The 22,205-nt window shown below is 68.5% G+C and carries 21 protein-coding genes and 1 tRNA gene; 8 read left to right on the forward strand and 14 right to left on the reverse strand.

Going from position 1 to position 22,205, the window contains the following annotated elements; all coding sequences use genetic code 11:
* The first annotated feature begins 127 nt into the window (after positions 1-127).
* Entirely contained in the window at positions 128-412 is a 285-nt protein-coding gene (locus K8O92_15500) for a WhiB family transcriptional regulator (GenBank protein UAK35725.1), read from the forward strand.
* Between the two features lie 151 nt (positions 413-563).
* Here K8O92_15500 and K8O92_15505 read toward each other — a convergent pair whose 3' ends face one another.
* From K8O92_15505 to K8O92_15515, 3 genes are all read right to left on the reverse strand, one after another.
* Positions 564-1,907 carry an AarF/ABC1/UbiB kinase family protein gene (locus K8O92_15505; GenBank protein ID UAK35101.1) on the reverse strand — a complete coding sequence of 448 codons (1,344 nt, stop codon included), beginning with the start codon at positions 1,905-1,907 and terminating at the stop codon, positions 564-566.
* Positions 1,908-1,958: 51 nt separating this feature from the next.
* Positions 1,959-2,831: a hypothetical protein gene (locus tag K8O92_15510; protein UAK35102.1), complete on the reverse strand. Its 873-nt coding sequence runs from the start codon at positions 2,829-2,831 to the stop codon at positions 1,959-1,961.
* An 85-nt stretch (positions 2,832-2,916) separates the two neighbouring features.
* Positions 2,917-4,329, reverse strand: a complete 1,413-nt coding sequence (locus tag K8O92_15515; protein UAK35103.1) for a zinc-dependent metalloprotease — start codon at positions 4,327-4,329, stop codon at positions 2,917-2,919.
* 127 nt (positions 4,330-4,456) lie between these two features.
* Here K8O92_15515 and K8O92_15520 point away from each other — a divergent pair, with 127 nt between their 5' ends.
* Positions 4,457-5,482: a PDZ domain-containing protein gene (locus tag K8O92_15520; GenBank protein UAK35104.1), complete on the forward strand. Its 1,026-nt coding sequence runs from the start codon at positions 4,457-4,459 to the stop codon at positions 5,480-5,482.
* Between the two features lie 18 nt (positions 5,483-5,500).
* On the opposite strand, the gene K8O92_15525 is transcribed toward K8O92_15520, so the two are convergent.
* On the reverse strand, positions 5,501-6,082 hold the full coding sequence (locus K8O92_15525) for a hypothetical protein (protein UAK35105.1): 582 nt from the start codon (positions 6,080-6,082) through the stop codon (positions 5,501-5,503).
* Positions 6,083-6,292: 210 nt separating this feature from the next.
* Between K8O92_15525 and K8O92_15530 the strand changes: the two genes are divergently transcribed.
* A complete protein-coding gene (locus tag K8O92_15530; protein UAK35106.1) occupies positions 6,293-9,298 on the forward strand; it encodes a UPF0182 family protein in 3,006 nt (1,001 codons plus the stop codon).
* 122 nt (positions 9,299-9,420) lie between these two features.
* Here K8O92_15530 and K8O92_15535 read toward each other — a convergent pair whose 3' ends face one another.
* A complete protein-coding gene (locus tag K8O92_15535; protein ID UAK35107.1) occupies positions 9,421-9,966 on the reverse strand; it encodes a transglycosylase family protein in 546 nt (181 codons plus the stop codon).
* Positions 9,967-10,476: 510 nt separating this feature from the next.
* Here K8O92_15535 and K8O92_15540 point away from each other — a divergent pair.
* Positions 10,477-10,550: transfer RNA gene (locus K8O92_15540), tRNA-Met, on the forward strand.
* Between the two features lie 93 nt (positions 10,551-10,643).
* Here the strand turns inward: K8O92_15540 and K8O92_15545 are convergent.
* From K8O92_15545 to K8O92_15560, 4 genes are read right to left on the reverse strand one after another with little or no spacing between them, the layout of a single operon-like run.
* Positions 10,644-10,973, reverse strand: coding sequence for a nitrile hydratase subunit beta (locus K8O92_15545; protein ID UAK35108.1), 330 nt, complete (start codon positions 10,971-10,973; stop codon positions 10,644-10,646).
* Positions 10,970-11,680, reverse strand: a complete 711-nt coding sequence (gene scnC, locus K8O92_15550) for a thiocyanate hydrolase subunit gamma (GenBank protein ID UAK35109.1) — start codon at positions 11,678-11,680, stop codon at positions 10,970-10,972. The genes K8O92_15545 and scnC overlap by 4 nt, the downstream gene beginning before the upstream one ends.
* Complete coding sequence (locus K8O92_15555; GenBank protein UAK35110.1) at positions 11,677-11,976, reverse strand: nitrile hydratase subunit beta; 300 nt, start codon at positions 11,974-11,976, stop codon at positions 11,677-11,679. The genes scnC and K8O92_15555 overlap by 4 nt, the downstream gene beginning before the upstream one ends.
* The gene (locus K8O92_15560) at positions 11,973-12,398 is read right to left on the reverse strand and encodes a nitrile hydratase subunit beta (GenBank protein ID UAK35111.1); all 426 of its coding nucleotides are present in this window, start codon (positions 12,396-12,398) and stop codon (positions 11,973-11,975) included. The genes K8O92_15555 and K8O92_15560 overlap by 4 nt, the downstream gene beginning before the upstream one ends.
* A 645-nt stretch (positions 12,399-13,043) precedes the next feature.
* Here K8O92_15560 and K8O92_15565 point away from each other — a divergent pair.
* The gene (locus tag K8O92_15565) at positions 13,044-13,850 is read left to right on the forward strand and encodes a VOC family protein (protein UAK35112.1); all 807 of its coding nucleotides are present in this window, start codon (positions 13,044-13,046) and stop codon (positions 13,848-13,850) included.
* Positions 13,851-14,175: 325 nt separating this feature from the next.
* Here K8O92_15565 and K8O92_15570 read toward each other — a convergent pair whose 3' ends face one another.
* Both K8O92_15570 and K8O92_15575 read right to left on the reverse strand, forming a co-directional pair.
* On the reverse strand, positions 14,176-14,841 hold the full coding sequence (locus tag K8O92_15570) for a response regulator transcription factor (GenBank protein ID UAK35113.1): 666 nt from the start codon (positions 14,839-14,841) through the stop codon (positions 14,176-14,178).
* Between the two features lies 1 nt (position 14,842).
* Positions 14,843-16,009, reverse strand: a complete 1,167-nt coding sequence (locus tag K8O92_15575) for a histidine kinase (protein ID UAK35726.1) — start codon at positions 16,007-16,009, stop codon at positions 14,843-14,845.
* Positions 16,010-16,224: 215 nt separating this feature from the next.
* Between K8O92_15575 and K8O92_15580 the strand changes: the two genes are divergently transcribed.
* Positions 16,225-17,145 (forward strand): sterol desaturase family protein, encoded by a 921-nt coding sequence (locus K8O92_15580; protein ID UAK35114.1) that lies wholly within the window; start codon positions 16,225-16,227, stop codon positions 17,143-17,145.
* Positions 17,146-17,378: 233 nt separating this feature from the next.
* Here the strand turns inward: K8O92_15580 and K8O92_15585 are convergent, their stop codons facing one another.
* On the reverse strand, positions 17,379-18,185 hold the full coding sequence (locus K8O92_15585; protein ID UAK35115.1) for a nuclear transport factor 2 family protein: 807 nt from the start codon (positions 18,183-18,185) through the stop codon (positions 17,379-17,381).
* Between the two features lie 222 nt (positions 18,186-18,407).
* Here K8O92_15585 and K8O92_15590 point away from each other — a divergent pair, with 222 nt between their 5' ends.
* On the forward strand, positions 18,408-19,757 hold the full coding sequence (locus K8O92_15590) for a TIGR01777 family oxidoreductase (GenBank protein UAK35116.1): 1,350 nt from the start codon (positions 18,408-18,410) through the stop codon (positions 19,755-19,757).
* Positions 19,758-20,189: 432 nt separating this feature from the next.
* Here the strand turns inward: K8O92_15590 and K8O92_15595 are convergent, their stop codons facing one another.
* Both K8O92_15595 and K8O92_15600 read right to left on the reverse strand, forming a co-directional pair.
* Positions 20,190-21,035 carry a MerR family transcriptional regulator gene (locus K8O92_15595; protein UAK35117.1) on the reverse strand — a complete coding sequence of 282 codons (846 nt, stop codon included), beginning with the start codon at positions 21,033-21,035 and terminating at the stop codon, positions 20,190-20,192.
* An 88-nt stretch (positions 21,036-21,123) separates the two neighbouring features.
* On the reverse strand, positions 21,124-21,333 hold the full coding sequence (locus K8O92_15600; protein UAK35118.1) for a hypothetical protein: 210 nt from the start codon (positions 21,331-21,333) through the stop codon (positions 21,124-21,126).
* 290 nt (positions 21,334-21,623) lie between these two features.
* Between K8O92_15600 and K8O92_15605 the strand changes: the two genes are divergently transcribed.
* A complete protein-coding gene (locus K8O92_15605) occupies positions 21,624-22,169 on the forward strand; it encodes a lipocalin family protein (GenBank protein ID UAK35727.1) in 546 nt (181 codons plus the stop codon).
* Positions 22,170-22,205 lie beyond the last annotated feature (36 nt).

Genomic DNA, 22,205 nt, shown 5'->3' on the forward strand with positions numbered 1-22,205 from the left:
GGCCAGTATTCTCCGGCCCTTCAGCCGACCGGCACCGGTTTCGCCGCTCAACGAAACGAACCGCTGCAACAAGCTGAAGGAGAACGACGTGTTCACCGCACAGGGTTGGCCGCAGGCCACTACTGACGTGACATGCCGAACCGTGGCGTCGACTACTCCGTCCCAGGAGATCACCAAGGTCCTGCCCTGCCGTGCTGGAGATCCGGACCTCTGGTTCGCCGAGAGCCCGGTCCAGTTGGAGCAGGCCAAGGCGCTGTGCGCGACCTGCCCCATCCGCAAGGGCTGCCTGAGCGCCGCCATGGATCGCCGTGAGCCGTGGGGTGTTTGGGGCGGTGAGATCTTCGACCAGGGTGTCGTGATCGCCCGCAAGCGTCCCCGCGGTCGTCCGCGCAAGGTCGCGGTCCCGGCGTGAGCTGGGGAGTGACTTCCCTCCCTCCGGTCGATGTGCTCGATTCGGTCGGTCCCGGCACGGGCCGAGCCAACGAACGAGAAAGCAGACCAGCCGCCCACCGGTCGTCGGTGGGCGGCTGCTCTGCGTGGTGTCCGATCTGCGGCGCTGAGAGTCAGGAAGCAGTACGTTCTTCGGTGAAACCGGGCATCCAGGTGCGGACGAGTTGCATGAACGGCAACTCGGCGTCGAGTTGCGCCAAGATGCCGACGGAACCGCCGAGTACGCGGAAGATCATCACGTATTCCGCCGGAAGTTGCAGTGCCCGCGCGGTTTTCATCTCCGGGCTGGACAACTCCGAGGCTTTACCCGCCACGCGCTGCATCCACCTGCGGGTGAAGTGGAACGAGTCGGTCTGGATCGGGTCGGTGAACGGGCGCAAATAGTCGGCGATCTCCTGGTGGGTGACCACCCGGCCGGGAATGACCCAGCCGTGGTCGTACAGCAGTTCGGTGAGTTCGGCGAAACGCTCCTCGACCGCGAGGGCCAGCATCCGGCCCAGCACCGGGGGAAAGCCGTCGGGCATCGGTGCGCAGGCGCCGAAATCGATGACCGCGAGCCTGTTGTCGGGCAGCATCATGAAGTTCCCCGGGTGCGGGTCGGCGTGCAGTAGTCCGACGACCTCCGGGGAGGAGAAGTGGAACCGGCCCATCAGCCCCGCGACACGATTGCGCAGCGCGAGAGTGCCCGCAGGGTCCGCGGCGCCCTGCTTGATGATCGTGGAGACGGCGATGCCGTCCAGCCATTCGGTGACGATCACTTTCGGCGCGCTGGCCACCACTTTCGGCACCACGATCTCGCCGTGCCCGTCGAAGCCCTTGGCGAAGGCGCGCTGGTTGGCCGCCTCGTTGCGGTAGTCCAGCTCTTCTTCGGTGCGTTCGGTGATCTCGGCGAGGATCGGCTTGACGTCCGCACCCGGGATCACGGAGGCGACCAGACCGGACATACGTGACAGTGTCTTCAGATCCGCGCGCAGGGCCTCGTCGGCGCCGGGGTACTGCACCTTGACTGCGACGGTCCGCCCGTCCGACCACACCGCCCGGTGCACCTGCCCGATACTGGCCGAAGCGGCCGGTGCGTCGTCGAAGTCACGGAAACGGGTGCGCCACTGGGTGCCGAGTTGCTGATCGAGCACCCGGTGGACGGTTGCGGCGGGCATGGGCGGCGCGGCGGCCTGCAGCTTGGTGAGCGCTTCGCGATAGTGCTCGCCGAACTCCTCCGGTACCGCGGCCTCCATCACGCTGAGCGCTTGTCCGAATTTCATCGCGCCGCCCTTGAGCTCACCCAGCACGGTGAACAACTGTTCGGCGGCCTTCTGGTTGAGCTGCGCGTTGATCTCGGACTTGTCGCCTCCGGCGAGCTTCTTGCCGAACCCGACGGCTGCCCGCCCGGCGATGCCGAGCGGGATCTTGGCCAATTTGGCGTTGCGGGACGAGCGACGGCGCACAATCTCAGACACGTACCCATCATGGCGGACGGACCAGCCGATCGGCCACGGCAATCTTGATCACTACCGAGTTCCGACGCCGAGTTCTGTGGAAACCCGTGCACAAGCGCACGCGGGATGGCGGCCCCACGCCCGCCGATCCAGGACGTGTGCATCCAGGTCGAGCTCCAGAGTAGCGTTCAACGTGGCCGGGCTGCGCCGCGGTGAGCAGGCGATGATCGCCTCCAGTTCGCCGAGGGCGACCGCCGTGGTCGCCGTGATCCCGGCGGGGGAGGCATGTCCGACGCGGCCCAGTAGCTGGGCGGCGAGGTGTGGCCAATCGGCGTCGTTCTGCGAGCGGATCAGGTCCGCGCAGCGCAGGCAGCTGGTGACGCCGGGCAGCACCAGCGGCCCGACGACGCCCTTGTTGTCTCGGATACGTAGTTGCAGATGAGGGATGCGATGCAGCAGCAGGTCGCTCACCAGCCTCGGGTCGGGCATCAGCGCGTCGGCGAGCACCACGAGGTCCGACTCCCACGACCGCACTACCGACGTACCGGACGGGTAGTCCCGGGAACGGCTCGGCCGCACTCCCAGCGCGCGCAGCCCGGCCGACACGGCGTCGGAGAGCGGACCGAGCCCGTGCACTCGCACCGCTCGCACCTGTCCGGCCCGGTCCTCCGGGTGGTCCAGCAGTCCGGCTTCGTCGACGAGGGTGAGCAATGCCGCGGCGCGCTCGGCGTCGATTCCGCATTCCCCGGCTCGCCAGATGATCTGCGGTTTGGTGCGCAGCCCGTCGAGCAGGCGGAGGAAGGCGAGAACGGTCTCGGCGTCCATGCCTTCCGGACCGAGCACCACCGCCGTTTCCGGATCGCACCCCAGCTGCACGACGCCGGTCGGGCGGACCAGGACGGTTACCCTGGGGCGCAACCGGGGACCGCGACACATCGTTGTCATGTCATCAGTATGCGGACCACGCGGTGTACGACTCGTCCCGAAACCCCCACTTATCCACAGGGTTTCGTGCCATCCACAGGATGGATCAGGAGGCTGCGCCGCCCTCTTTGCCCAGGTCGGGCCCGGTGTCGTCGTCCTCGCGCGCACGCGTGGCTTGCTCACGCGCCTCGGTCTCGGCCAGTTGCGCGAGCGGATCGTCGAACGCGGTGGCGCCGCCGCCGATCACCGAGTCGATGAAGCCCGCAGGGGAGTCCAGGTCGTGAGAGTTCGGCAGCAGGTCGGGGTGCGCCCACACCCCGTCGCGCGCGGTCATGCCCGCGTCGCTGGTCAGCCTGCGCCACAGTGCGGCCGCCTCGCGCAGCTTGCGCGGCCGCAGCTCCAGGCCGACCAGGGTCGCGAAGGTCTGCTCGGCGGGCCCGCCGGTGGCGCGCCGCCTGCGCAGTGTCTCGGCCAGCGCGCCCGCGCCGGGCAACCGGTCGCCGACGGCGTCGCTGACCACCACCTGAACCCAGCCCTCGATGAGCGCGAGCAGCGTTTCCAGCCGTTCGAGCGCCTGCTTCTGCTCCGGCGTGGTCTGCGGCTCGAAGGTTCCCTGGGCCAGGATCTCCTCGAGCTTCGCGGGATCGGTCAGCGACATCGGGTCGATGCCCTGCGCGGCCTGCTCCAGCGCGGAGAAGTCCATGCGGATACCGCGCGCGTAGTCCTCGACCGCGCCGAGCACCTGCTGGCGCAGCCACGGCACGTGGGCGAACAGCCGCTGATGCGCGGCTTCCCGGGCGGCCAGGAAGACCAGGATCTCGCTCTCGGGCTGCTCCAGCCCCGAGCTGAACTCCGAGATCGCCGCGGGCAGCAGCGCGGCGGTGCCGGTGGGTCCGAGCGGGAGGCCGATGTCGGTGGAGGTCAGCACCTCCTTGGCGAGCTGGCCGAGCGCCTGCCCGAGCTGCGAACCGAAGGCCAAGCCGCCCATCTGGCCGAGCATGCCGACCATCGGAGCGGCGAACTGCCTGGCCTCCTCGGGCAGCGCCGCGGTCCACACCCCCGAGATCTGCTCGGCCACCGGGTCGCACAGGCGCTGCCAGGTGGGCAGGGTCTGCTCGATCCAGTCGTCGGCGGTCCACGCGACCGTCCTGGTGGCGCCCGCGGGCAGGGTGGTCGCGCTGTCGAGCCAGAGTTCGGCCAGGTGCGCGGCATCGGCCACCGCGCTCGCCGCGCCCGACGTCACCGGTGCGACGGTCGACCCGAGTTGCTGGCGGGCCAGCCGCTTGGCGACGTCGTAGTTCACCGGCCCGGCCTGTGCCGAGCCGGGCTGCCCCATCCCGCTGAGCATCTGGCCGAGCGAGGTCAGCATCTGCCCGAGTTGCGACGGGTCGAATCCGCCCGCGCCGGCCCCACCGATACCGAAACCGAACGGGTCGTTCGGACCGGGGCCGCTCGGCTCGTCGCCGCGCTTGCGATCGTCGTCGTCGCGGTCCGAGAATCCGAAGGGGAGGTCACTCATACCCCACAGGTTACGCGTGTACCACAGCGTCTCGATGTTCGCGCGGCGCGAAACCGGTGGCGGCGCGCCCGGGCGAAACGACTGCCTCCGGCGCCCGGCGAGGCGGGCTGTCATTATCGTGGTCCGGGTGAATCGTCGGATCCTCACCTTGGTGGCCGCCCTGATCCCGGTGCTCGTGCTCGGCGTCGTCGGCAGCGTGCTGACCGTGCCGTTCGTCGCCCTCGGGCCCGGTCCCACCTTCAACACTCTCGGCACGGTCGACGGCAAGGAAGTCGTCGACGTGCGGGGCACCCAGGTCGATCCGACCACGGGCAATCTCAATATGACCACCGTCTCGGTGCGTGACGGGCTGAGCCTGTTCGAGGCGTTCGGCTTCTGGGCCAGCGGCAAGCACGGCCTGGTGCCGCGCTCGGAGGTCTACCCGCCCGGTGTGTCGCGTGAGGAGATCGACAAGTCCAACCAGCAGGACTTCAAGGACTCCGAGGGCAACGCCGAGGTCGCCGCACTGCACTACCTGAACCTGCCCACGGTCGTGCTGCTGCGCAAGGTCGCCGACGACGGGCCGGCCCACGACGTACTGCGTGCCGGCGACGAGCTGGTCAGCGTCAACGGCACGCCCATGACCTCGCCTCAGGAGGTCGTCACCGCGGTCTCGTCCCAGGCGCCCGGCAGCCCGCTGACAGTGGTGTACCGGCGCGACGGCGCCGAGCAGACCGCGACGATCGTTCTCGGTACCCGCCCCGGCGACCCCGCCAAGGGCTACCTCGGCGTGACGCCAGGGGAGGGCGCACGCCCGCCGATGCAGGTCACCTTCAACCTCGCCGACATCGGCGGGCCGTCGGCGGGCCTGATGTTCAGCCTGGCCTTGATCGACAAGCTCAGCCCCGGCGAGCTGGACGGCGGCAAGTTCGTGGCCGGCACCGGGACCATCGATCAGGAAGGCAAGGTCGGCCCGATCGGCGGCATCCAGTACAAGATGATGGCCGCGCGCGAGGCGGGCGCGGAGACCTTCCTGGTCCCCGCCGCCAACTGCAACGAGGCCAAGCAGCGGATCCCGGACGGGCTGCGGCTGGTGCGGGTCGAGAACCTCACCGGCGCGGTGCAGTCGCTGAACGAGATCAACACCGGCAAGGAGCCGGTGAGCTGTGGGTGAGATCGCCCTGGCCCGGCTTCACTCCAGGGTGTGGTGCAGCGCCTCGACCAGATTCGGCGCGAGGTTGGGATAGGTGCGCAGGTCCAGCTCGCCGAAATCGTCGGCGTCATCTTCGGGCCGCAGTTGCAGCAGGCACAGTGACGCGCCCTCACGCAGCACCGCGGCGAACAACCGCGCCTCCCGGCGCTGCGGATGCGCTTCGGCGGCGGCGCGCGCGGCCGCGTCGGCGGCCTCGTGGTCGGCCAGCAGCGGGGCGAGCGCGTCGTCGAGTGTCGACTCCGCGTCCGGTGGCAGCACCACGATCTCCTGCACCAGCACGCAACCGCGGACGGCAGGCGGCCAGCTGGTGGTGGCCAGGAATTCGTCCAAGGCGATCGAGCCGCCGGTGATGTCGTCGGGGAAGGCCTCCTGGGCGACCGGCGTCAGCTCGCCGCCCTCATCGAGCTGATCCTCCAGCTCCGGCTGCGCGGCGACCAGGTCGGCGGTCGGCACCAGGGCGAACATCTGTGGGGGACGACCCCACCCCTCGGCATCGACGAATTCCGCCACCTCCCGGACGGAGCGGGCAAGGACGAGTTCGGCGTGCAGGTCTGGAGTCACGCGAACATCCAATCAAACCGCCGAGCGGGCCAGCCGGAAACCCGGACGATCGGTTCTCCGGCGCGGCAAGCGCAACCCTGCCAGCTGCATGGTGTCCGATTTCCGTAGAGTGGGCCGGGACGGTCCGGAAGGACCACCCGCAACATCGGACTGCGGCGCATCGGCCGGGCGTATCGGTGCGAGCGTCGCCGGACCTTGGAGAGTGGCATCGTGGGCATGCGGCCCCCCACTGGCTTACCTTCGCTGTCCCGACGCAGCCGTGTGCTGCTGGTGGCGGCTGTCGTGCTCGCGGCATTGCTGCTGCTCGGGCCGCGGCTGACGGACACCTACACCAATTGGCTGTGGTTCGGTGAGGTCGATTTCCGCAACGTGTATCTCACGGTGCTGCGGACCCGGGTCTTGCTGTTCATCGCCGTCGCGGCCTTCGTCGGCTTGGTGGTCTGGCTGGCGCTGCTGCTGGCCTACCGGTCCCGGCCGGTGTTCATCCCGGTGGTGGGGCCGAACGATCCGATCGCGCGCTACCGCACCACTGTGATGAGCAGGCTGCGGCTGTTCGGCGTCGGCATACCGGTGCTGCTGGGCCTGCTGTCCGGCTTGGTGGCGCAGTCGAACTGGGTGACGGTGCAGCTGTTCCTCAACGGTGGATCCTTCGGTGAGAAGGACCCGGAGTTCGGTCTCGACGTGGGGTTCTACGCCTTCGACCTGCCCTTCTACCGGATGGTGCTGAACTGGTTGTTCGTCGCGGTGGTCATCGCGTTCTTCGCCAGCCTGGTCACCCACTACGTCTTCGGCGGACTGCGGTTGACCGGCCGCGAGGGCACGCTGACCCGCGCCGCCCGCGTCCAGCTCGCGGTGCTGGCCGGACTGTTCGTCCTGCTCAAGGCGATCGCGTACTGGTTCGACCGGTACGAATTGCTCTCCAGCAGCCGCAAGGAGCCCACCTTCACCGGCGGTTCGTTCACCGACATCAACGCGGTGCTGCCCGCCAAGCTCATCCTGCTGTCCATCGCGGTGATCTGCGCGCTGGCCTTCTTCGCCGGGATCGTGCTGCGTGATCTGCGGGTGCCCGCGATGGCCGCGGCGCTGCTGGTGCTGTCCTCGATCCTGGTCGGCGCGGTGTGGCCGCTGGTGGTCGAACAGTTCTCCGTGCGTCCCAACGCCGCGGACAAGGAAAGCGAGTACATCGAACGCAACATCGCCGCGACCAGGCAGGCGTTCGGCATCACCAACGACAGGATCGAATACAAGGACTACAAGGGCGAGAGCAACAAGAGCCCGCTCGATGTCCCGGTCGACGCCGCGACCATCGGCAATGCCAGGCTGCTCGACCCGAACATCCTCTCGCCCACCTTCACCCAGCTGCGCCAGCTGAAGAACTTCTACGGTTTCCCGGAGTCGCTGGACATCGACCGCTATAACCTCGACGGTGACGTACAGGACTACGTCGTCGCCGCCCGGGAGCTCTCGCCCGCGGCGCTGAGCGGCAACCAGACCGACTGGATCAACCGGCACACCGTGTACACCCACGGAAACGGCTTCGTCGCCGCTCCCGCCAACCGGGTGAACAAGCCGCCGTCGGAGGATCCCAACGCGGTAGGCGGCAGCGGAGACGGCGGCTATCCGATCTTCATGGTGAGCGACCTGTTCACCCCGTCGGACAGGCAGCGGATCAGGGTCGACCAGCCTCGGGTGTACTTCGGCGAGCTGATCTCGCAGTCGAATCCGGATTACGCGATCGTCGGCGCGATGGACGGCCAGCGTCCGCGGGAATACGACTCCGATACCGCGCAGTACACCTACACCGGCAAGGGCGGCGTGCCGATCGGCAACTGGATCAACCGCCTCGCGTTCGCGGCCAAGTACGCCGAGCGCAACATCTTGTTCTCCTCGGCCATCGACGACGATTCCAAGATCATCTTCAACCGCAGCCCGCGCGACCGGGTACAGAAGGTCGCGCCGTGGCTGACCACCGACGGAAACGCCTACCCGGCGGTGGTCGGCGGACGGATCGTCTGGATCGTGGACGCGTACACCACGCTGGACAACTACCCGTACGCGCAGAGCACCTCGCTGGAGGGTGCGGTCGAGGACAGCATCGACAAGAAGACCGGGCGTCTGCTGCCGCGCAAGTCGGTCAGCTACATCCGCAACTCGGTCAAGGCGACGGTCGACGCGTACGACGGCACCGTCACCCTCTACGAGGTGGACTCCGCGGATCCGGTGCTGAAGGCGTGGCGCGGGGTGTTCCCGGGCGCGGTGAAGCCGGAGAGCGAGATCTCGCCGGAATTGCGGGCGCACTTCCGTTATCCGGAGGATCTGTTCAAGGTCCAGCGTGAGATGTTGTCGAAGTACCACGTGGACGATCCGCGAGAGTTCTTCACCAACAACGCTTTCTGGTCGGTTCCGGCCGATCCGACCACCGAGGGCGGCACTACCGCCGACCAGCCGCCGTATTACGTATTGCTGGGTGATTCGAAAACGAACAGGCCCACGTTCAATTTGACCAGCGCGATGACCGGTTACAACCGGCCGTATCTGGCGGCCTATATCTCGGTGCGCTCGGACCCGGACGGGTACGGACAATTCACGATCCGGCGATTGCCCACGGACACACAGACATTGGGTCCGCAGCAGACGCAGAACCGGATGACGACGGCGCCGGAGGTATCGCGCGAGAAAACGCTGCTGTCGAATTCGAACAAGATCAAATATGGCAACCTGCTGACCTTGCCGGTCGCCGACGGCGGCATCCTCTATGTGGAGCCGTTCTACAACGAACGCAACACCGGGCCGAACACCGCCACCTTCCCGCAGCTGCTGCGGGTGCTGGTGAGCTACCGGGATGAAGCGGGCAACGTCAAGGTAGGTTATGCCTCGACACTGGCGGATGCGCTGAACCAGGTCATCCCGGGTGCGGGCGCGCTGGCGACGCCGTTCGGCGGTGACTCCGGCACCAGGCCGAAGCCCGGCACCGTCGCGCCGCCCGCGGACCAGGGCGGCAACAACGGGCCCGGCAACGCCGCGACCCCGCCGCCCGCGTCGGGTCCGCCGCCCGCGTCGGGATCGGCTTCCGGCAAGGACGCCGCGGCCGCCGAACTCAACCGGAAGATCGAGAATGTGCGAAATGCCATGCGCAGCGGAAACTTCCAGGACTTCGGCCGGGCGCTCGACGAGTTGGAAGCCGCCGTCAAGGCATATCAGGACGCGGGTCGCTGAATGACGCGGGACGCTGAATGACGCGGAACGCTGAATGAAGCCGTCGTTCGAATAGGCGCGAAATACCGAAGGGCCGCCATCGTCGCGATGGCGGCCCTTCGGTATCTGCGGTGCAGGACGCGTCAGCGACCGAACGAGTCGATCAGTGCGCTGTTCTGGCTCAGGATCTGCTGGAACTGCCCTTCGACGCCGTACTGCTCGGCCAGCTCGACCGCGGTGGACTTGGCCTGGTCGACCGCGGACTGCGCGGCGCTCACGGCGGGCTGGGCGGGCTCGGGAACGGCGGGGAGTTCCTCGGCCCGCACGAGCGGCTCGGGCTCGGAGGTGCCCGGGCGCAGGAACTTGCCACACGACGGCCACGCGCCGGCGCCCTGGGTGGCGAGCACGTTCTCCGCCACGCGGATCTGCTCTTCCTTGCTCGCGGTGTGGGCGTAGCCCTTGCCACCGTTGGCGGCCCAGGTGCTCTGCGAGAACTGCAGGCCGCCGTAGTAGCCGTTTCCGGTGTTGATTCCCCAGTTGCCACCGCTTTCGCACTGTGCGACGCCGTCCCAGTCGTGGGTCGCCGCGGAGGCCGAAGCGGTGGAGAATGCGAACGGGACGGCAACAAGAGCGCCGGTGATGGCGGCGAGGCCGAGGGCGCGGGTGCTGATCTTCCGGTTCTCAGTCATGGTCGTTTCCCTCCCTGCGCCCGCCGGCACGGCGATGGAGCTGCGCCGTGTCCCTGTCCCCAGGTCGTCGGGGATCCTCGAACCGCGGGACAGGGTTGCCGGTGTTCGGCGGTTCGAGTTCGAGCCCGTCTCGGTTGATCCGGGCCGTGGCCTGACGGTAACGAAGAAATCTCAGCAGATCACATCTGGATAACGCTGGAATTGTGTGAAACGAATAACCCGAATATCAGCGTTTTACCAGGTGGATAACGGCATCAACACGCGGATTCTGCGCTAAGTTATCCCATCGTTATGTGAGCGATATCACCACGATATAGTGAAATACATCACGTTTGAAGGCCTGCGCCGCGGCAATACTGATGTGCGCGGTGTGACACGGATATCGCTCGATTCGGGTGTCCGCCGCCCGTTCGCCTTGTCGGCTCCGCTGGCTGTTCAACTGCTGGAAACCGCTGATGAGCTGGCGATTTGCAGTGTGAGCGAACCCGTGTGTAATGTTGTGTTCACCGACGCGGGGTGGAGCAGCTCGGTAGCTCGCTGGGCTCATAACCCAGAGGTCGCAGGTTCAAATCCTGTCCCCGCTACAAGGGAAACGGCCCGGAACCAAGAGGTTCCGGGCCGTTTTCGTCTGTATGCGGCTTCCGGCTCGACAGCGGCCGGGCGGTGTCGGTGGACTTCTACTGTCGGTGGAACCGCTCACGAACGGCGTCCATGCGAGCGCGCAGTTCCTCCGAGGTGATCACGCCGCGATCCAGCAACGTGTGCGCCGTGACGACGACCGGGCGGGTGCGGACCGGAAAGTCCTGATAGATCGTCTCGCCGAGCGCGTCCTCGGCATGGCGGCGTTCCAGGTTGTCCAGAGCGCCGCGCCAGGACAGGCATTCGCACGTGGCCTGCATGCTGGATTCCCAGGGGTCGGGTCTGCGGTCGAGTTCGGGCAGCGTGCTCTCCCGCCGCACCCGCGGATCCAGCGTTTTCAGCAGGACTTCGTACGGGCCACTCGTCACCGGTGTCCCTCCTTCCTCGCGGCGGACTCGACTCTGCTCGGTGCGTGCTGCGCGGTCCAGTCGACCTGGGGCAGCGCCACGCCGATCATCGTGTCCCGGGTGACGATGGCGGCCAGTTGCTCCTCGGTCCAGCCCTCGGTGCCCTCGGGGCGCATCGGCAGCACCATGAACCGGGACTTCTGATTCGAATCGTGCACCCGGATCTCGACGTCGGGCGGGAAGTGCAAGCCGAACTCGGCGAGCACCTCGCGGGGCCACCGGACCAGGCGACGACGGTAATTGGGGGTGCGGTACCAGTCCGGGGACATCCCGAGAACCGGTCGCGGGTAGCACGAGCACAGCGTGCACACGATGACGTTGTGCACCTGCGGCGTGTTCTCCAGCACGTAGAAGTAGGTGTAGTCGCTCGGGGTCCCGGATCCGGTCGGGTCACGCCAGTCGATGCCGACCTCTTTGCACGTCTCGGTGCCGTCGGCGAGCAGGCGCGCCTTGAAGTCGGGGTCCGTCCACGCCTTCGCGACCAGTCTCGATCCACCGTGCGGACCCACCGATTCGGCCCACTCGGTGAACCTGCGGTGGTCTTCGGCGGAGAAGAGCCCCTTCTCGATGGCGAGTTCACGCACCGCCGTCTCGAGCACTTCGAATTCGCTGATCTCCTCGCTCGCCTGGATCGGCGCGTGCGCGTCGTGATCGTGGGTCCGGCTCACCGGTCATCCTCCTCTGCGGGCTCGAGCCAGCGCTCGGAGACTTCCGTCTCCAGGGTGTCGACGTCGAAGCCGGTGTATTTGGGCCACAACTCCTGCTGACGGAACCGCACCACGTAGAACGGCTCCACGCGCCCGTCCTCGCGCCCCCATGCTTCGTCCTCCGGGATGATCCACTCCGGCCGGTACTCGACGACGACGCCGGTGTGCCCGCGGGTGTAGGCCTGCGTGCGGGTGTGGAACATCGACGTGGCCGAACGGACCCGGACGCGGTCGCCGATCCGGTACTTCCTGGTCATGCGCGCGCCTCCATCCGTGCGCGTACTTCGTCCAGCTTGGCCGACAATTCGTCGGGGGTGATCAATCCCTTGACGACCAAGGTCTTCGCCGCGACTGTCACCCAGCGCGCGTAGTAGGGCAGACCGTAATACAGCGTCGCACCGAGGTCGTTCTCCGCGCGCCGGCGTTCCTCGGAGTTCCAGACGCCACGCCAGCCGAGGCATTCACACGTGACGTAGGTGCTCATCTCCCAGGGCTGTTCCTCCTTCTCGCGATACTCGACCGGGATATCGGGCTGGCCGCCCACGTCGTGCAGCACGTGCCTGAGTGCGGCGAACAACTCGTTGGAGATCTCGTATGGTGAGTCGAGCGGGTCGCGCAACACCGGTGCGAGGTCCGCGACGCGATGCTGCAACTCGTCGAATCGATTCGGTGTGCTCATGATGTCTCCGTAGTGACGGATCCGGTGTCCACGGCAGCGCGGTTGCGGAGGGTGTGCGCGCGTGCGCCCTCGCCAGGCCGAGTGCGAGAGCCAACGAGCGCCATGGGGACTCCAACGGGACGGCAGGCCCGGTGATCGGGCAGGCGAGTGTAGTCGGACGACGGGGTGTGACCCCAGTCACTATCACATGGTCAGGCTGCCAAGGTTACACGCCAAGATCGATTTGCTGAAGGATGCCTGGGGCGCGGTGAGCGCGCCGGAATCCGCTCCGGACTCAGCGGTGCGGAGCTATTGACTCGAGCGAAAAGTGGAGGAGACTAGGTATTACACCGGAACACCGGATCGGTGAGCGCGCTGTCAGCCGAGACGTCGGTAGGCAGTGAAGACACCGATCCAAGAACCGGCTAGGCCCCCGGCAAGCCAGTCGAAACACCGGAGTCGTCAGCGACGACTGACGCTCACGGTTTCGACGAAGACTACCGGGGACTGATCTGTATAGGGGGTCTTTCGCCTGGATCCCGGGCTCGCCGACTCGATCGGCGCGGTCGGTCGAATCGGCTCACAAGACGGAATGCTGGTGGTTGACTAGCCGTGTGTCGGCTGTCCCGGCCGCACCTCGGCAACCCGTGTCAGGAGGCACCCGCAATGCCCACTCATGACGGAAGCTGGCCGCAGGGAACACCGTGCTGGGTCGACTGCCAGGTCGACGACCCGGCGCGCGCCCGCGAGTTCTATAGCGCACTCTTCGGCTGGGAGATCGAGGACAGTTCGCCCGAGGCGGGCGGATATCTGATGGCGATGCGCGCGGGCCGCGCGGCCGCGGGCATCGGACCCAAGCCGGAAGGCATGCCGATGCCGTCGGTGTGGACCACCTATATCGCGGCCGACAGCGCCGACGCCGTCGCGCAGAAGATCAACAGCGCGGGCGGTTCGCTGATGATGGAACCGTTCGACGTGCTCGACGTCGGCCGCATGTTCGTCGCTGCCGACCCCACCGGCGCGGTCTTCGGGATCTGGGAGGCCAAAGCGCATGCCGGGGCGGGCATCTACAACGAGCACGGCGCCTACTGCTGGAACGAACTGCACACCAGCGACTACAAGCAGGCACAGGAGTTCTACGCCGACGTGTTCGGCTGGCACTACACCGAGATCGGTGACGGGGAGCACTTCATCTACTCCACCTTCAGCCGCACCCAGGACGGCGACGCCGTCGGCGGCGTCAACGACTCGACGAAGATGCCGGGCGACAACCCGTCGTATTGGCTGGCCTGGTTCCAGGTCGACGACGCCGACAACGCGCTCGCGAAAGCGCGCGATCTCGGCGCAGCCGTCCTGTCCGGGCCCGACGACAGCCCCTTCGGCCGCATGGGCATCGTCCAAGCCCCGCAGGGTGAGGTCTTCGGCATCATCGACCCCACGACCACCGTCGGCGAACCGCCGACCGGTTCCTGAGTCGAACCGCCGACCGGTTCCTGAGTCGAACCGCCGACCGGTTCCTGAGTCGAACCGCCGACCGGTTCCTGAGTCGACCTGCTCACCGGTCCTGAGCCGATCCGGCGGAGCGGTGTGGTGAGCCGCTCCGCCGGGTTGTCCTGCCCCGAGCGCGATCGGTCACGTCACCGCCATCGCCGGCGCGGTGCCGCGCCCGGCGGAACACGTGCTCGGTCGACCATGCCGGGAACAAGGACGCCGCAGCCCGTCGAACGGGCACCGGCGCGATTCGCGGCACAGGTCGCGGCCCACGGCACATGGCCCGTGGTGCCCGCGCCTCGGCGGTTCAGTCCGAGCGGGCCGATCCGGGCGTGACCAGGCCGTGCTGGTGGGCGTAGACGACGGCGTGGATTCGGTCCCGGACGCCGAGTTTGGCGAGGATGCGGGAGACGTGCGTCTTCACCGTCTCCTCGCCGACGCCGAGCCGCGCGGCGATCTCGGCATTGCTGCGCGCGTCGGCCAGCAGTAACAACACCTCCAGCTCGCGGGCGGTGAGTTGCCGGACTTCCGGTGGCGTGTGGGGCGGGGTCAGCGTGCTCGCGAAGCGGGAGACCAGACGGCGGGTCATGGATGGGTCGATCAACGCGTCACCGCGCGCCGCGATCCGGATGGCGGCGACCAGTTCTTCCGGCGGCAGGTTCTTCAGCAGGAACCCGCTCGCGCCTGCTTGTAACGCGCGGTACAGGTTGGCGTCGCTGTCGTAGGTGGTGAGCACCAGGACGTGCGTTCCGCCCGCCGCCACGATCGCGGCGGTGGCGGCCAGCCCGTCCAGCTTCGGCATCCGGACGTCGAGAATCGCGACATCCGGTCGTAGCCGTGCGGTCTCGGCGATCGCGGCGCGACCGTCGCTCACCTCGGCGACGCAGTCCAGATCGACCTGGCTGTCCACGACGGCGCGCAGACCGGAGCGGAACATGCTGTGATCGTCGGCGATCAGGACGCGGATGGGCAATTCACGATCCTCCGATCGGCACCGACACCGTGGTGTGCCAATGGGTGGCGGAGCGGCCGTAGTCCAGTTCGCCGTCGAACAGCTCGGCGCGGCGGCGAATGCCGTCGAGTCCGCGCCGGACCGAGGTGTCGGCGGTGGCCGGTTCGCGGGCGAGGGGATTGGTCGCGCGCAGTACCACTCGCTTCGGCAGGTACTCCACGTCCAGTCGCGCGTGCGCGCCGTCCCCGTGCCGCAGCGCGTTGGTCAGCATCTCCTGCACGATGCGGTACAGGGTGATGTTCAGCGAGTCCGGCAGTTCCACCGCCACTCCGCGCGCGTTCACCTCGACCTCGAGTCCGGCCGCTCGGACGTGCTCGATCAGTCCGTCGATGTCGGCGAGTCCCGGCTGGCGCTGTCCGTCGTCCTCGCGCCCGTGCAACAGATCGAGCTGGCGGCGCAGATCGACCATCGCCGCCCGGCTACTGGACTCCACGGCCGAAAGCGATCGGGCGGCGGCCGCGTTCGCCGTGCCGCCCAGGGCCAGCCGCGCCGCACCGGCGTGGATGCCGATCGCGCTGACGTGATGGGAGATCACGTCGTGCAGGTCCCGCGCGATCGCCTCCCGCTCCTCGGTCACCGCGCGTTCCAGTGCGGCCCGATGCTCCTGCCTGCGCAGCCGGGCCCGTTGCTCGAGGTCGGCGATGTAGGCGCCGCGCGCGGCCGTATAGCGGCCGACGAGCCACGGCACGCAGCCGGCGGCCACCGTGGAGGCGACCAGCAGCCGCCAATCCTGCGCGGCGTTGCTGCCGGTGAGCAGGTGGCCAGTGGCGATACCGCCACACAGCAGCAGCATCGTCAGCACGGATTTCGGTCCGGTCAGCCACGCCCCCGCGCGGTATCCGGCCACGAGGAAGCCCACGTCGGCGATCCGCACCGGGAACCCGTGCCGATGCAGCAGGAATACGGCCGGCAGCCGCACCAGGACCTGCGCCACCGCCACCACCCCGGCAGTCCGGGGCGGCGCGGCCAAGGCCAGGTCGGCGGCCACGATCGCGATGATCGCGGCGGTCGTCCGCCACGGGTCGACGGCGAACACGCCGCCCAGCCCGAGCACGACCGCGTCGATGAGAGCCGCCGCCACGGCCACCACCACCGATTGCCGGGCAAGCGACCTGCTCACATCCAACAGTTCGCCACCGCCTCCGTCCGGTCCAGCGTCGAGTTCCGTGGGCGATCCTAGCGAGCGCGTCCGGCCACGCCGTGGATGTCGACAGCTCACTGTGCCCGCGAATCGAGCCGTGCGCGTCCCCCGCGCGGGGGACGCGCGATCCCTCGTCGGCGCGATGTGCCGGCGCCCGCGCGGCCGTAGCGTCGAAGGCCGACGGCAGACGTGGAGGAGGACTCATGGGCCGTGTGGAGTTGCTGAGCTACGCCATTCCCGCGTTCGCGGTGCTGATGCTGGTGGAGTGGATCGCCTACCGGCGCGATCCCGACCGGCCGGAGCACAGTGGATCGGCCCGTGACACCGCCTCCAACGTGGTGACGTTCACGGTGGGCAGGCTGACGAAGCCGCTGCTGCAGTACCTGGTGCCGTTCTCGGCGGTGGTGGGCGCGGCGGCGATCACGCCACTGCACTTGTCGCCACGGTCGTGGTGGGTCTGGGTGCTCGGCCTGGTCGTCACGGACCTGTGCTACTACTGGGCGCATCGCGCCGACCACCGCGTCCGGCTGATGTGGACCGCGCACAACGTGCATCACTCCAGCGAGTACTTCAACCTCTCCACGGCGATCCGTCTGTCCTGGCTGCATCCGATCCCCAGCGTCCTGCGCGGACTGGCATGGGTGCCCGCGGCGCTGCTGGGATTCCCGGCGTGGATGATCTTCCTGTTGCAGGGCATCGGCTTGCTCTACCAGTTCCCGATCCACACCCAGCGTGTGAAGGCGCTACCGCGCCCGATCGAGTTCCTGTTCAACACACCGTCGCACCACCGGGTCCACCACGGCTCGAACCAGCCCTACATCGACAAGAACTACGGCGGGATCCTCATCATCTGGGATCGCATGTTCGGCAGTTTCGCCGCCGAATCCGAACCGGTCCGCTACGGCCTCACCAAGAACATCGGCACCGACAACCCGTTGAAGGTCAACTATCACGAACTGGCCGCGCTGATCCGCGACGTGCGCGGCGCGAGTAGTTGGCGCGGGCGGCTCGGGTACGTCTTCGGCCCGCCCGGCTGGACGGAGCATGCCACGCCGGTCTCCGAGCGCGTCCAAGATCCGGTCCCCGGCCGCGCCGTGGAACGCGCCGGTCAGCTCGCGTCCTGATCGTGCCGACTGTTTCCGGGTTCCACGGTGACCGGTAGCCGGACGCCTCGACGCCCCTCGGCTACCGGCCGGTCCGGGCTTGGGCACGGATCGGCCCGGGGCGTCGCGTGCTCGGAAAGCCGTGCGGTGGCCTTCCCAGGGCGGGTTCAGCCCGGTCACCGGCGGTGAGTCCGGAACGAAGAGGTTCCCGATCACGGCGCCGGTGCGGCGCACGGCAGGAATGATCCGCCGCGTCAGTCGGCGTCGAGATAGAACCGCAGCGCCGCGATGCTGTCGCCGCCGGTGGCGAGCTCCACGACCGCGACCCCGTGTACCGCGCCGAGCCGGACACTCGCCGTGACGGTGCGACCCGCGGCGATCACCTTGCTCCAGCGCATGTTCCGCGCTCGATTCGTGAATTCCTCCACCGATACCGCCGTGCCCGCGGGCAATTCGATGTCGGCCCGGTGGCCGAGCAACTCGCGCACGCGGCTCAGATCGGTGCCCGCCGCGGCCGCGAGAAGCTCTGTGGTGGTGCGTTTTCCACCGCGCCCCACGCCGCCGAGCGCCTGCAACATGCCGAGCATCCCGCCGACGCCCTGGTTGGCGATCAGTTGCGGTCCGAGCTTCAGCGCCGCGGCGAACCCGGGCACGCCGGTGCGCAGCAGTTGCCAGATCATGCTCGCCAACTCCCAATGCGCGGCCAGATGGGCGATCTTCCAAGCCCCGTCCTCCTCGACCAGCCGATAGCGCAGATGCATCGGGACGAGCACGGTGGCGCCGGTCGACATGGTGGTGACGATGGTCAGGTCGCGCAGCACCGTCGGCGGGTGGACCAGGTCGCGGTCGACCCGGAAGGCGATGGTGTTCGGCCCGATGAAGGTGTCGTAGAAGCGTTCGATGGCGGCGCGGCCGACGTGCGGGCGGGAGCCCACCGGGTCGTTGACCTCGGCACCGTCGGCGAACAAGCCGACCCACGCCGACTTGTTGTGCGCCGCGACCGCGCGCGGTGAGGCCTCGACGACCGCGAGCAACGCTGCGGCCGAGGGATCCAGCGGCATGGCAGAACCTCCGTTGACGCGAGCCGGACTCGACACATGGTAGAACAAGTTCTAATTCGGCCGTCGCGCCTCCTCGTCCGCGTGTCGAGTGCGGCGCAGTTCGAGCCAAAACGCTGCATCGGATGAAATGGTCATTGGGCAGTTCCTGGTACTTCGAAGTTTGTGTACCAATCAATGATGCGGAAACGGTGCAATGGGTTCATTTCGGGCTACAGTCGGGTGATGGGCATCGACTATGCGAGCGTCATCGATCTACCCCGTTCCGAGGTGTTCGCCTGGCACGCTCGCCCCGGCGCGCTGACCCGCCTGGCGCCGCCCTGGCAACCGGTGTCGCCGCGCGCGGAGTCGGACTCGCTCTCCGATGGGCAGGCGGTGCTCGGACTGCCCGGTGGTCTGCGGTGGGTGGCCCGGCACGATCCCCGGGAATACGACCCGCCGCGCCGGTTCGTCGACGCGGTCACCATCGATGGAGTCGGCTCGCTGCCCGCCGGACTGCTGCCGTGGCGGCACACCCACGATTTCGAGGTCGTCGACGAGACCCGCACGCGGGTGGTGGACCGGGTGGACGCGCCGGTCCCCGCCACGGTGCTGCGCCCCATGTTCGCCTACCGCCACCGGCAGCTCGCCGACGATCTCGCGGCTCACGCGCGTGCGGCGCGGGAAGGTTTCCTGAGCAGGACGGTCGCGGTGAGCGGAGCGTCCGGGCTGGTCGGCTCGGCGCTGGCCGCGTTCCTGACCACCGGAGGGCATCGCGTGGTGCGGCTGGTCCGGCACGCACCGCGGGCCGCGGACGAAAGACAATGGGACACCGCTGATCCCGCGCCGGATCTGCTGGACGGCGTCGACGCGGTGGTGCATCTGGCCGGAGCGTCCATCGCGGGCCGCTTCACCGAGGGACACAAGCGCGCCGTCGCCGACAGCCGGATCGGGCCGACCCGGAAACTCGCCGAGGTGGCGGTGCGGGCGGCGGTACCGGTCTTCGTGAGCGCTTCCGCGATCGGCTACTACGGCTCCGATCGCGGCGACGAGACGTTGACCGAGCAGTCGACGCGCGGTGACGGCTTCCTCGCCGATGTGGTCGACGGGTGGGAGGCGGCCACGGTCCCCGCCGCCGAATCGGGTGTGCGGGTGGTGCGCGTGCGCACCGGGATCGTGCAGTCCCCGCGCGGCGGCACGCTGCGGCTGTTGCGCCCGCTGTTCGCGGCCGCGCTGGGCGGACGCATCGGCGACGGCCGCCAGTGGCTGTCGTGGATCGGCATCGACGACCTGATCGATGTCTATCACCGGGCGCTGTGGGACACCGCGATGTCCGGAGCGATCAATGCCGTTGCCCCGCAACCGGTTCGCAATACCGAGTACACCGAGGTCCTCGCCGGAGTGCTGCACCGGCCCGCACTGTTGCGGGTACCCGGGTTCGGTCCCGCGCTGCTGCTCGGCAGTGAAGGCAACCGGGAACTGGCCTCCGCGAGTCAGCGCGTCGTTCCCGCGCGGCTGGCAGCGGCCGGTCACCGATTCCGTACGCCGACCCTGGAACCGGCGCTGCGGCATCTGCTCGGCAAGTCGGCGACCTGACCTTTCCGGTCGAGGAGCGGTATCCGGCTGACGTCGAATTCCGGCGTAGGCCCGCGTCGAAGCGCTTTTCGTCATCGGCGCCACCCGACAGTGCGAAACGTCGTCATCGCACGCTGCGAGTCGCAAGACGAGGCAGTGTCGCTCCAGGCGAGCGCCTGGGCTTACATCTGTCGTTCATTATGGGTGTGCTCGACAATTGCGCACTCACGCGGCGCAGCTGCGCCAGCGGCGAGACTCGAATCGGTGTGAGTCGAAGGTGCATCAATATAAGAGTGCTTTCGGTGGTGGTCAGGACGAGTGCGGCGCGGAGCCCGTAGCGCGAGCAGGTCGGGGAGCGCTGTTCGATCAGCTGGGCCACGCGGGTGAGCACCGGGGCGCGCTCCTCGGCGCTGGAACTGCCGACGGCGGTCTCCGCCGCAGCGGGGGTGCGTGTCAGGCGAGCCGGTCGGCGGCGTCGCGCAGGCTGTCGACTCGCTCCACGCCGTCGGGGAGGAAGACCGCCTCCCATCCCGGGCCGCCGACCAGCACCCGGGCGCCCGCGCCGAGACAGGCGCGCACCGCGGAGGTCAACGCGGTGGACTCCTGCTGCGACCACAGCAGCACGGCGGCGGGGCGGTCGAACCGGGCGAGGGTGTCGGCGAGTGCGGCGGCGGGCACGTCGGCGCCGAGCATCCGCGCTCCGGCGCCGCGTTCGGCGAGAGCCGCCCGCAGCACCTCCAACGGCAGCGAATGCGTCTCTCCGCTGGTGCAGGCGAGCACCACCGGTGTCGTACCGCCGAGCACGGGCGGCGGGTTCGTCCGGTGCAGCACCGAGATGACGCACCAGGACAGCAAGTGCTCGACATCGATGCAGCCCTCGCCGCCGAGCTGCCGATCGACGATGTCGGCGAAAGCGGGACGGCACAGCAGGTCCCACGTGTCCACCACCCCGAACGCGCGGACGTGCGCTTCGAGCTGGCTCGACACCGAGGTGGTGTCCAGCGCGAAGGCCGCGGCCAGCAGCGATTCGCGCCTGCCGAGCGTCGGCGCCGGCCCGCGTACCGCCGCGGCCGCCCCCGCAGGGCTCGCTCCCGCGCGGATGAGGGTCAGCATCCGCTCGAGCGTGGCGATGTCGGCTTCGGTGTACAGGCGGTGCTTACCCGGGCGATGTTGCGGGGGGCCGATGTCGTAGCGGCGATTCCAGCTGCGCAGCGTCGCGGTCGGGATGCCGAGGCGTTCGGCGACCGCGCGCACCGTGTATCCGGCCGCGTCGGACACGGGGACGGAACCGGCGGGCATCGCCCTATTCTGCCCGCCGCCCCGTGGGGGATCCGTCCCGCCCGGGTGGTTGCGTTCTACGGCGAGGCCGCGCGGTCGTGGCACGGCGTCATCCCGGCCGCGCGTGGGCGGGGGTCGCGGCGGTCGAGTCGACCCCGACCGCGATGTCCTTGGCGCGCTGCGGTTGTCCGGCGAAGGCGTGCTCGAGCGTCACGGTGCCACCGAGATCCGAGCCGAGGCGGGCTGCGACCGACAGCCGGAAAGCATCGGGTGCGGAGGCGGATGCAGGCGTCGGAGCGTGCTCGTGCCATCCGGCCATGAGTGCCGTAGCGCGGGCGGTTGTGTCGTCCGTCCCGCCGCCCAACCCGAGCCGGACGAGGGCAGGCGGAAGCCCCGTCCGGCGGTCGCGATGCCGACGAGACGGGGCACCGTCGTCCGCGTCATGAGCTCTCCTGACAAATGGCCGTTGCATCAATTATGCATCGTTATTATGCTAAGGTTGTTCGCATCGCCGATTTTCGAGGAGTTAGCGTGCACCGTCGCAATCTGCTGCGTACGTCGTCCCGCCTGCTCGCCGGGGCGGTGTCGGCGCTGTCGGCGACGGCTCTGATGGCCGGAGGCGCCACCGCGGCGCCAGGTCCGGCCGCCGGACCCGCGCCGGTACCGCGCCTCGAGCTGGACCGGTATCTGGGCACGTGGCGTCAGCTCGCCGCCGTCCCGCAGTACTTCAACCTGGCCTGCGCGCGCGACACCCAGGCGAACTACTCCCTCGATCCGCAAGGCAACATCGCGGTACGCAACACCTGCACGACGTGGGCGAACACCCGCAACGAGATCAACGGCACCGCGGTGGTCAACGATCGGGAGACCGGGGCACAGTTGCACGTCAGCTTCCCCAGCGTGCCGACCCAGGAGGGCTTGGAGGGCCCGACCAACTACATCGTCACCGCGCTCGGTCCGGACTACTCGTGGGCAGTGGTCACCGACCCGAGCCGGGTATCGGGATTCGTCCTGGCGCGCGCCGCCTCCCTGGACGCGGGTACCTGGCAGCAGGTGCGCGCGGCGATCACGGCGGCGGGCCAGAACCCGTGCCTGTACCTGACCTCGCCGACCACCGGCGGTGACTCGCGCATCGTGCCGCTCTGCACGGGGTGAGCAAGGTTGCTCGGCGCTCGCGAGGATCGCGTCGTC

It is taken from the genome of Nocardia asteroides (assembly GCA_019930625.1).
GTDB classification, from domain to species: domain Bacteria; phylum Actinomycetota; class Actinomycetes; order Mycobacteriales; family Mycobacteriaceae; genus Nocardia; species Nocardia sputi.

Bases quoted from the DNA above. Each gene is read 5' to 3' on its own strand.
- K8O92_15595 (UAK35117.1), bottom strand. From the start codon at position 21,035: ATGCCCGCCGGTTCCGTCCCCGTGTCCGACGCGGCCGGATACACGGTG.
- K8O92_15535 (UAK35107.1), bottom strand. From the start codon at position 9,966: ATGACTGAGAACCGGAAGATCAGCACCCGCGCCCTCGGCCTCGCCGCC.
- K8O92_15605 (UAK35727.1), top strand. From the start codon at position 21,624: ATGGCCGGAGGCGCCACCGCGGCGCCAGGTCCGGCCGCCGGACCCGCG.
- K8O92_15565 (UAK35112.1), top strand. From the start codon at position 13,044: ATGCCCACTCATGACGGAAGCTGGCCGCAGGGAACACCGTGCTGGGTC.
- K8O92_15510 (UAK35102.1), bottom strand. From the start codon at position 2,831: ATGACAACGATGTGTCGCGGTCCCCGGTTGCGCCCCAGGGTAACCGTC.
- K8O92_15585 (UAK35115.1), bottom strand. From the start codon at position 18,185: ATGCCGCTGGATCCCTCGGCCGCAGCGTTGCTCGCGGTCGTCGAGGCC.
- K8O92_15560 (UAK35111.1), bottom strand. From the start codon at position 12,398: ATGAGCACACCGAATCGATTCGACGAGTTGCAGCATCGCGTCGCGGAC.
- K8O92_15600 (UAK35118.1), bottom strand. From the start codon at position 21,333: ATGGCCGGATGGCACGAGCACGCTCCGACGCCTGCATCCGCCTCCGCA.
- K8O92_15515 (UAK35103.1), bottom strand. From the start codon at position 4,329: ATGAGTGACCTCCCCTTCGGATTCTCGGACCGCGACGACGACGATCGC.
- K8O92_15590 (UAK35116.1), top strand. From the start codon at position 18,408: ATGGGCATCGACTATGCGAGCGTCATCGATCTACCCCGTTCCGAGGTG.
- K8O92_15555 (UAK35110.1), bottom strand. From the start codon at position 11,976: ATGACCAGGAAGTACCGGATCGGCGACCGCGTCCGGGTCCGTTCGGCC.
- K8O92_15580 (UAK35114.1), top strand. From the start codon at position 16,225: ATGGGCCGTGTGGAGTTGCTGAGCTACGCCATTCCCGCGTTCGCGGTG.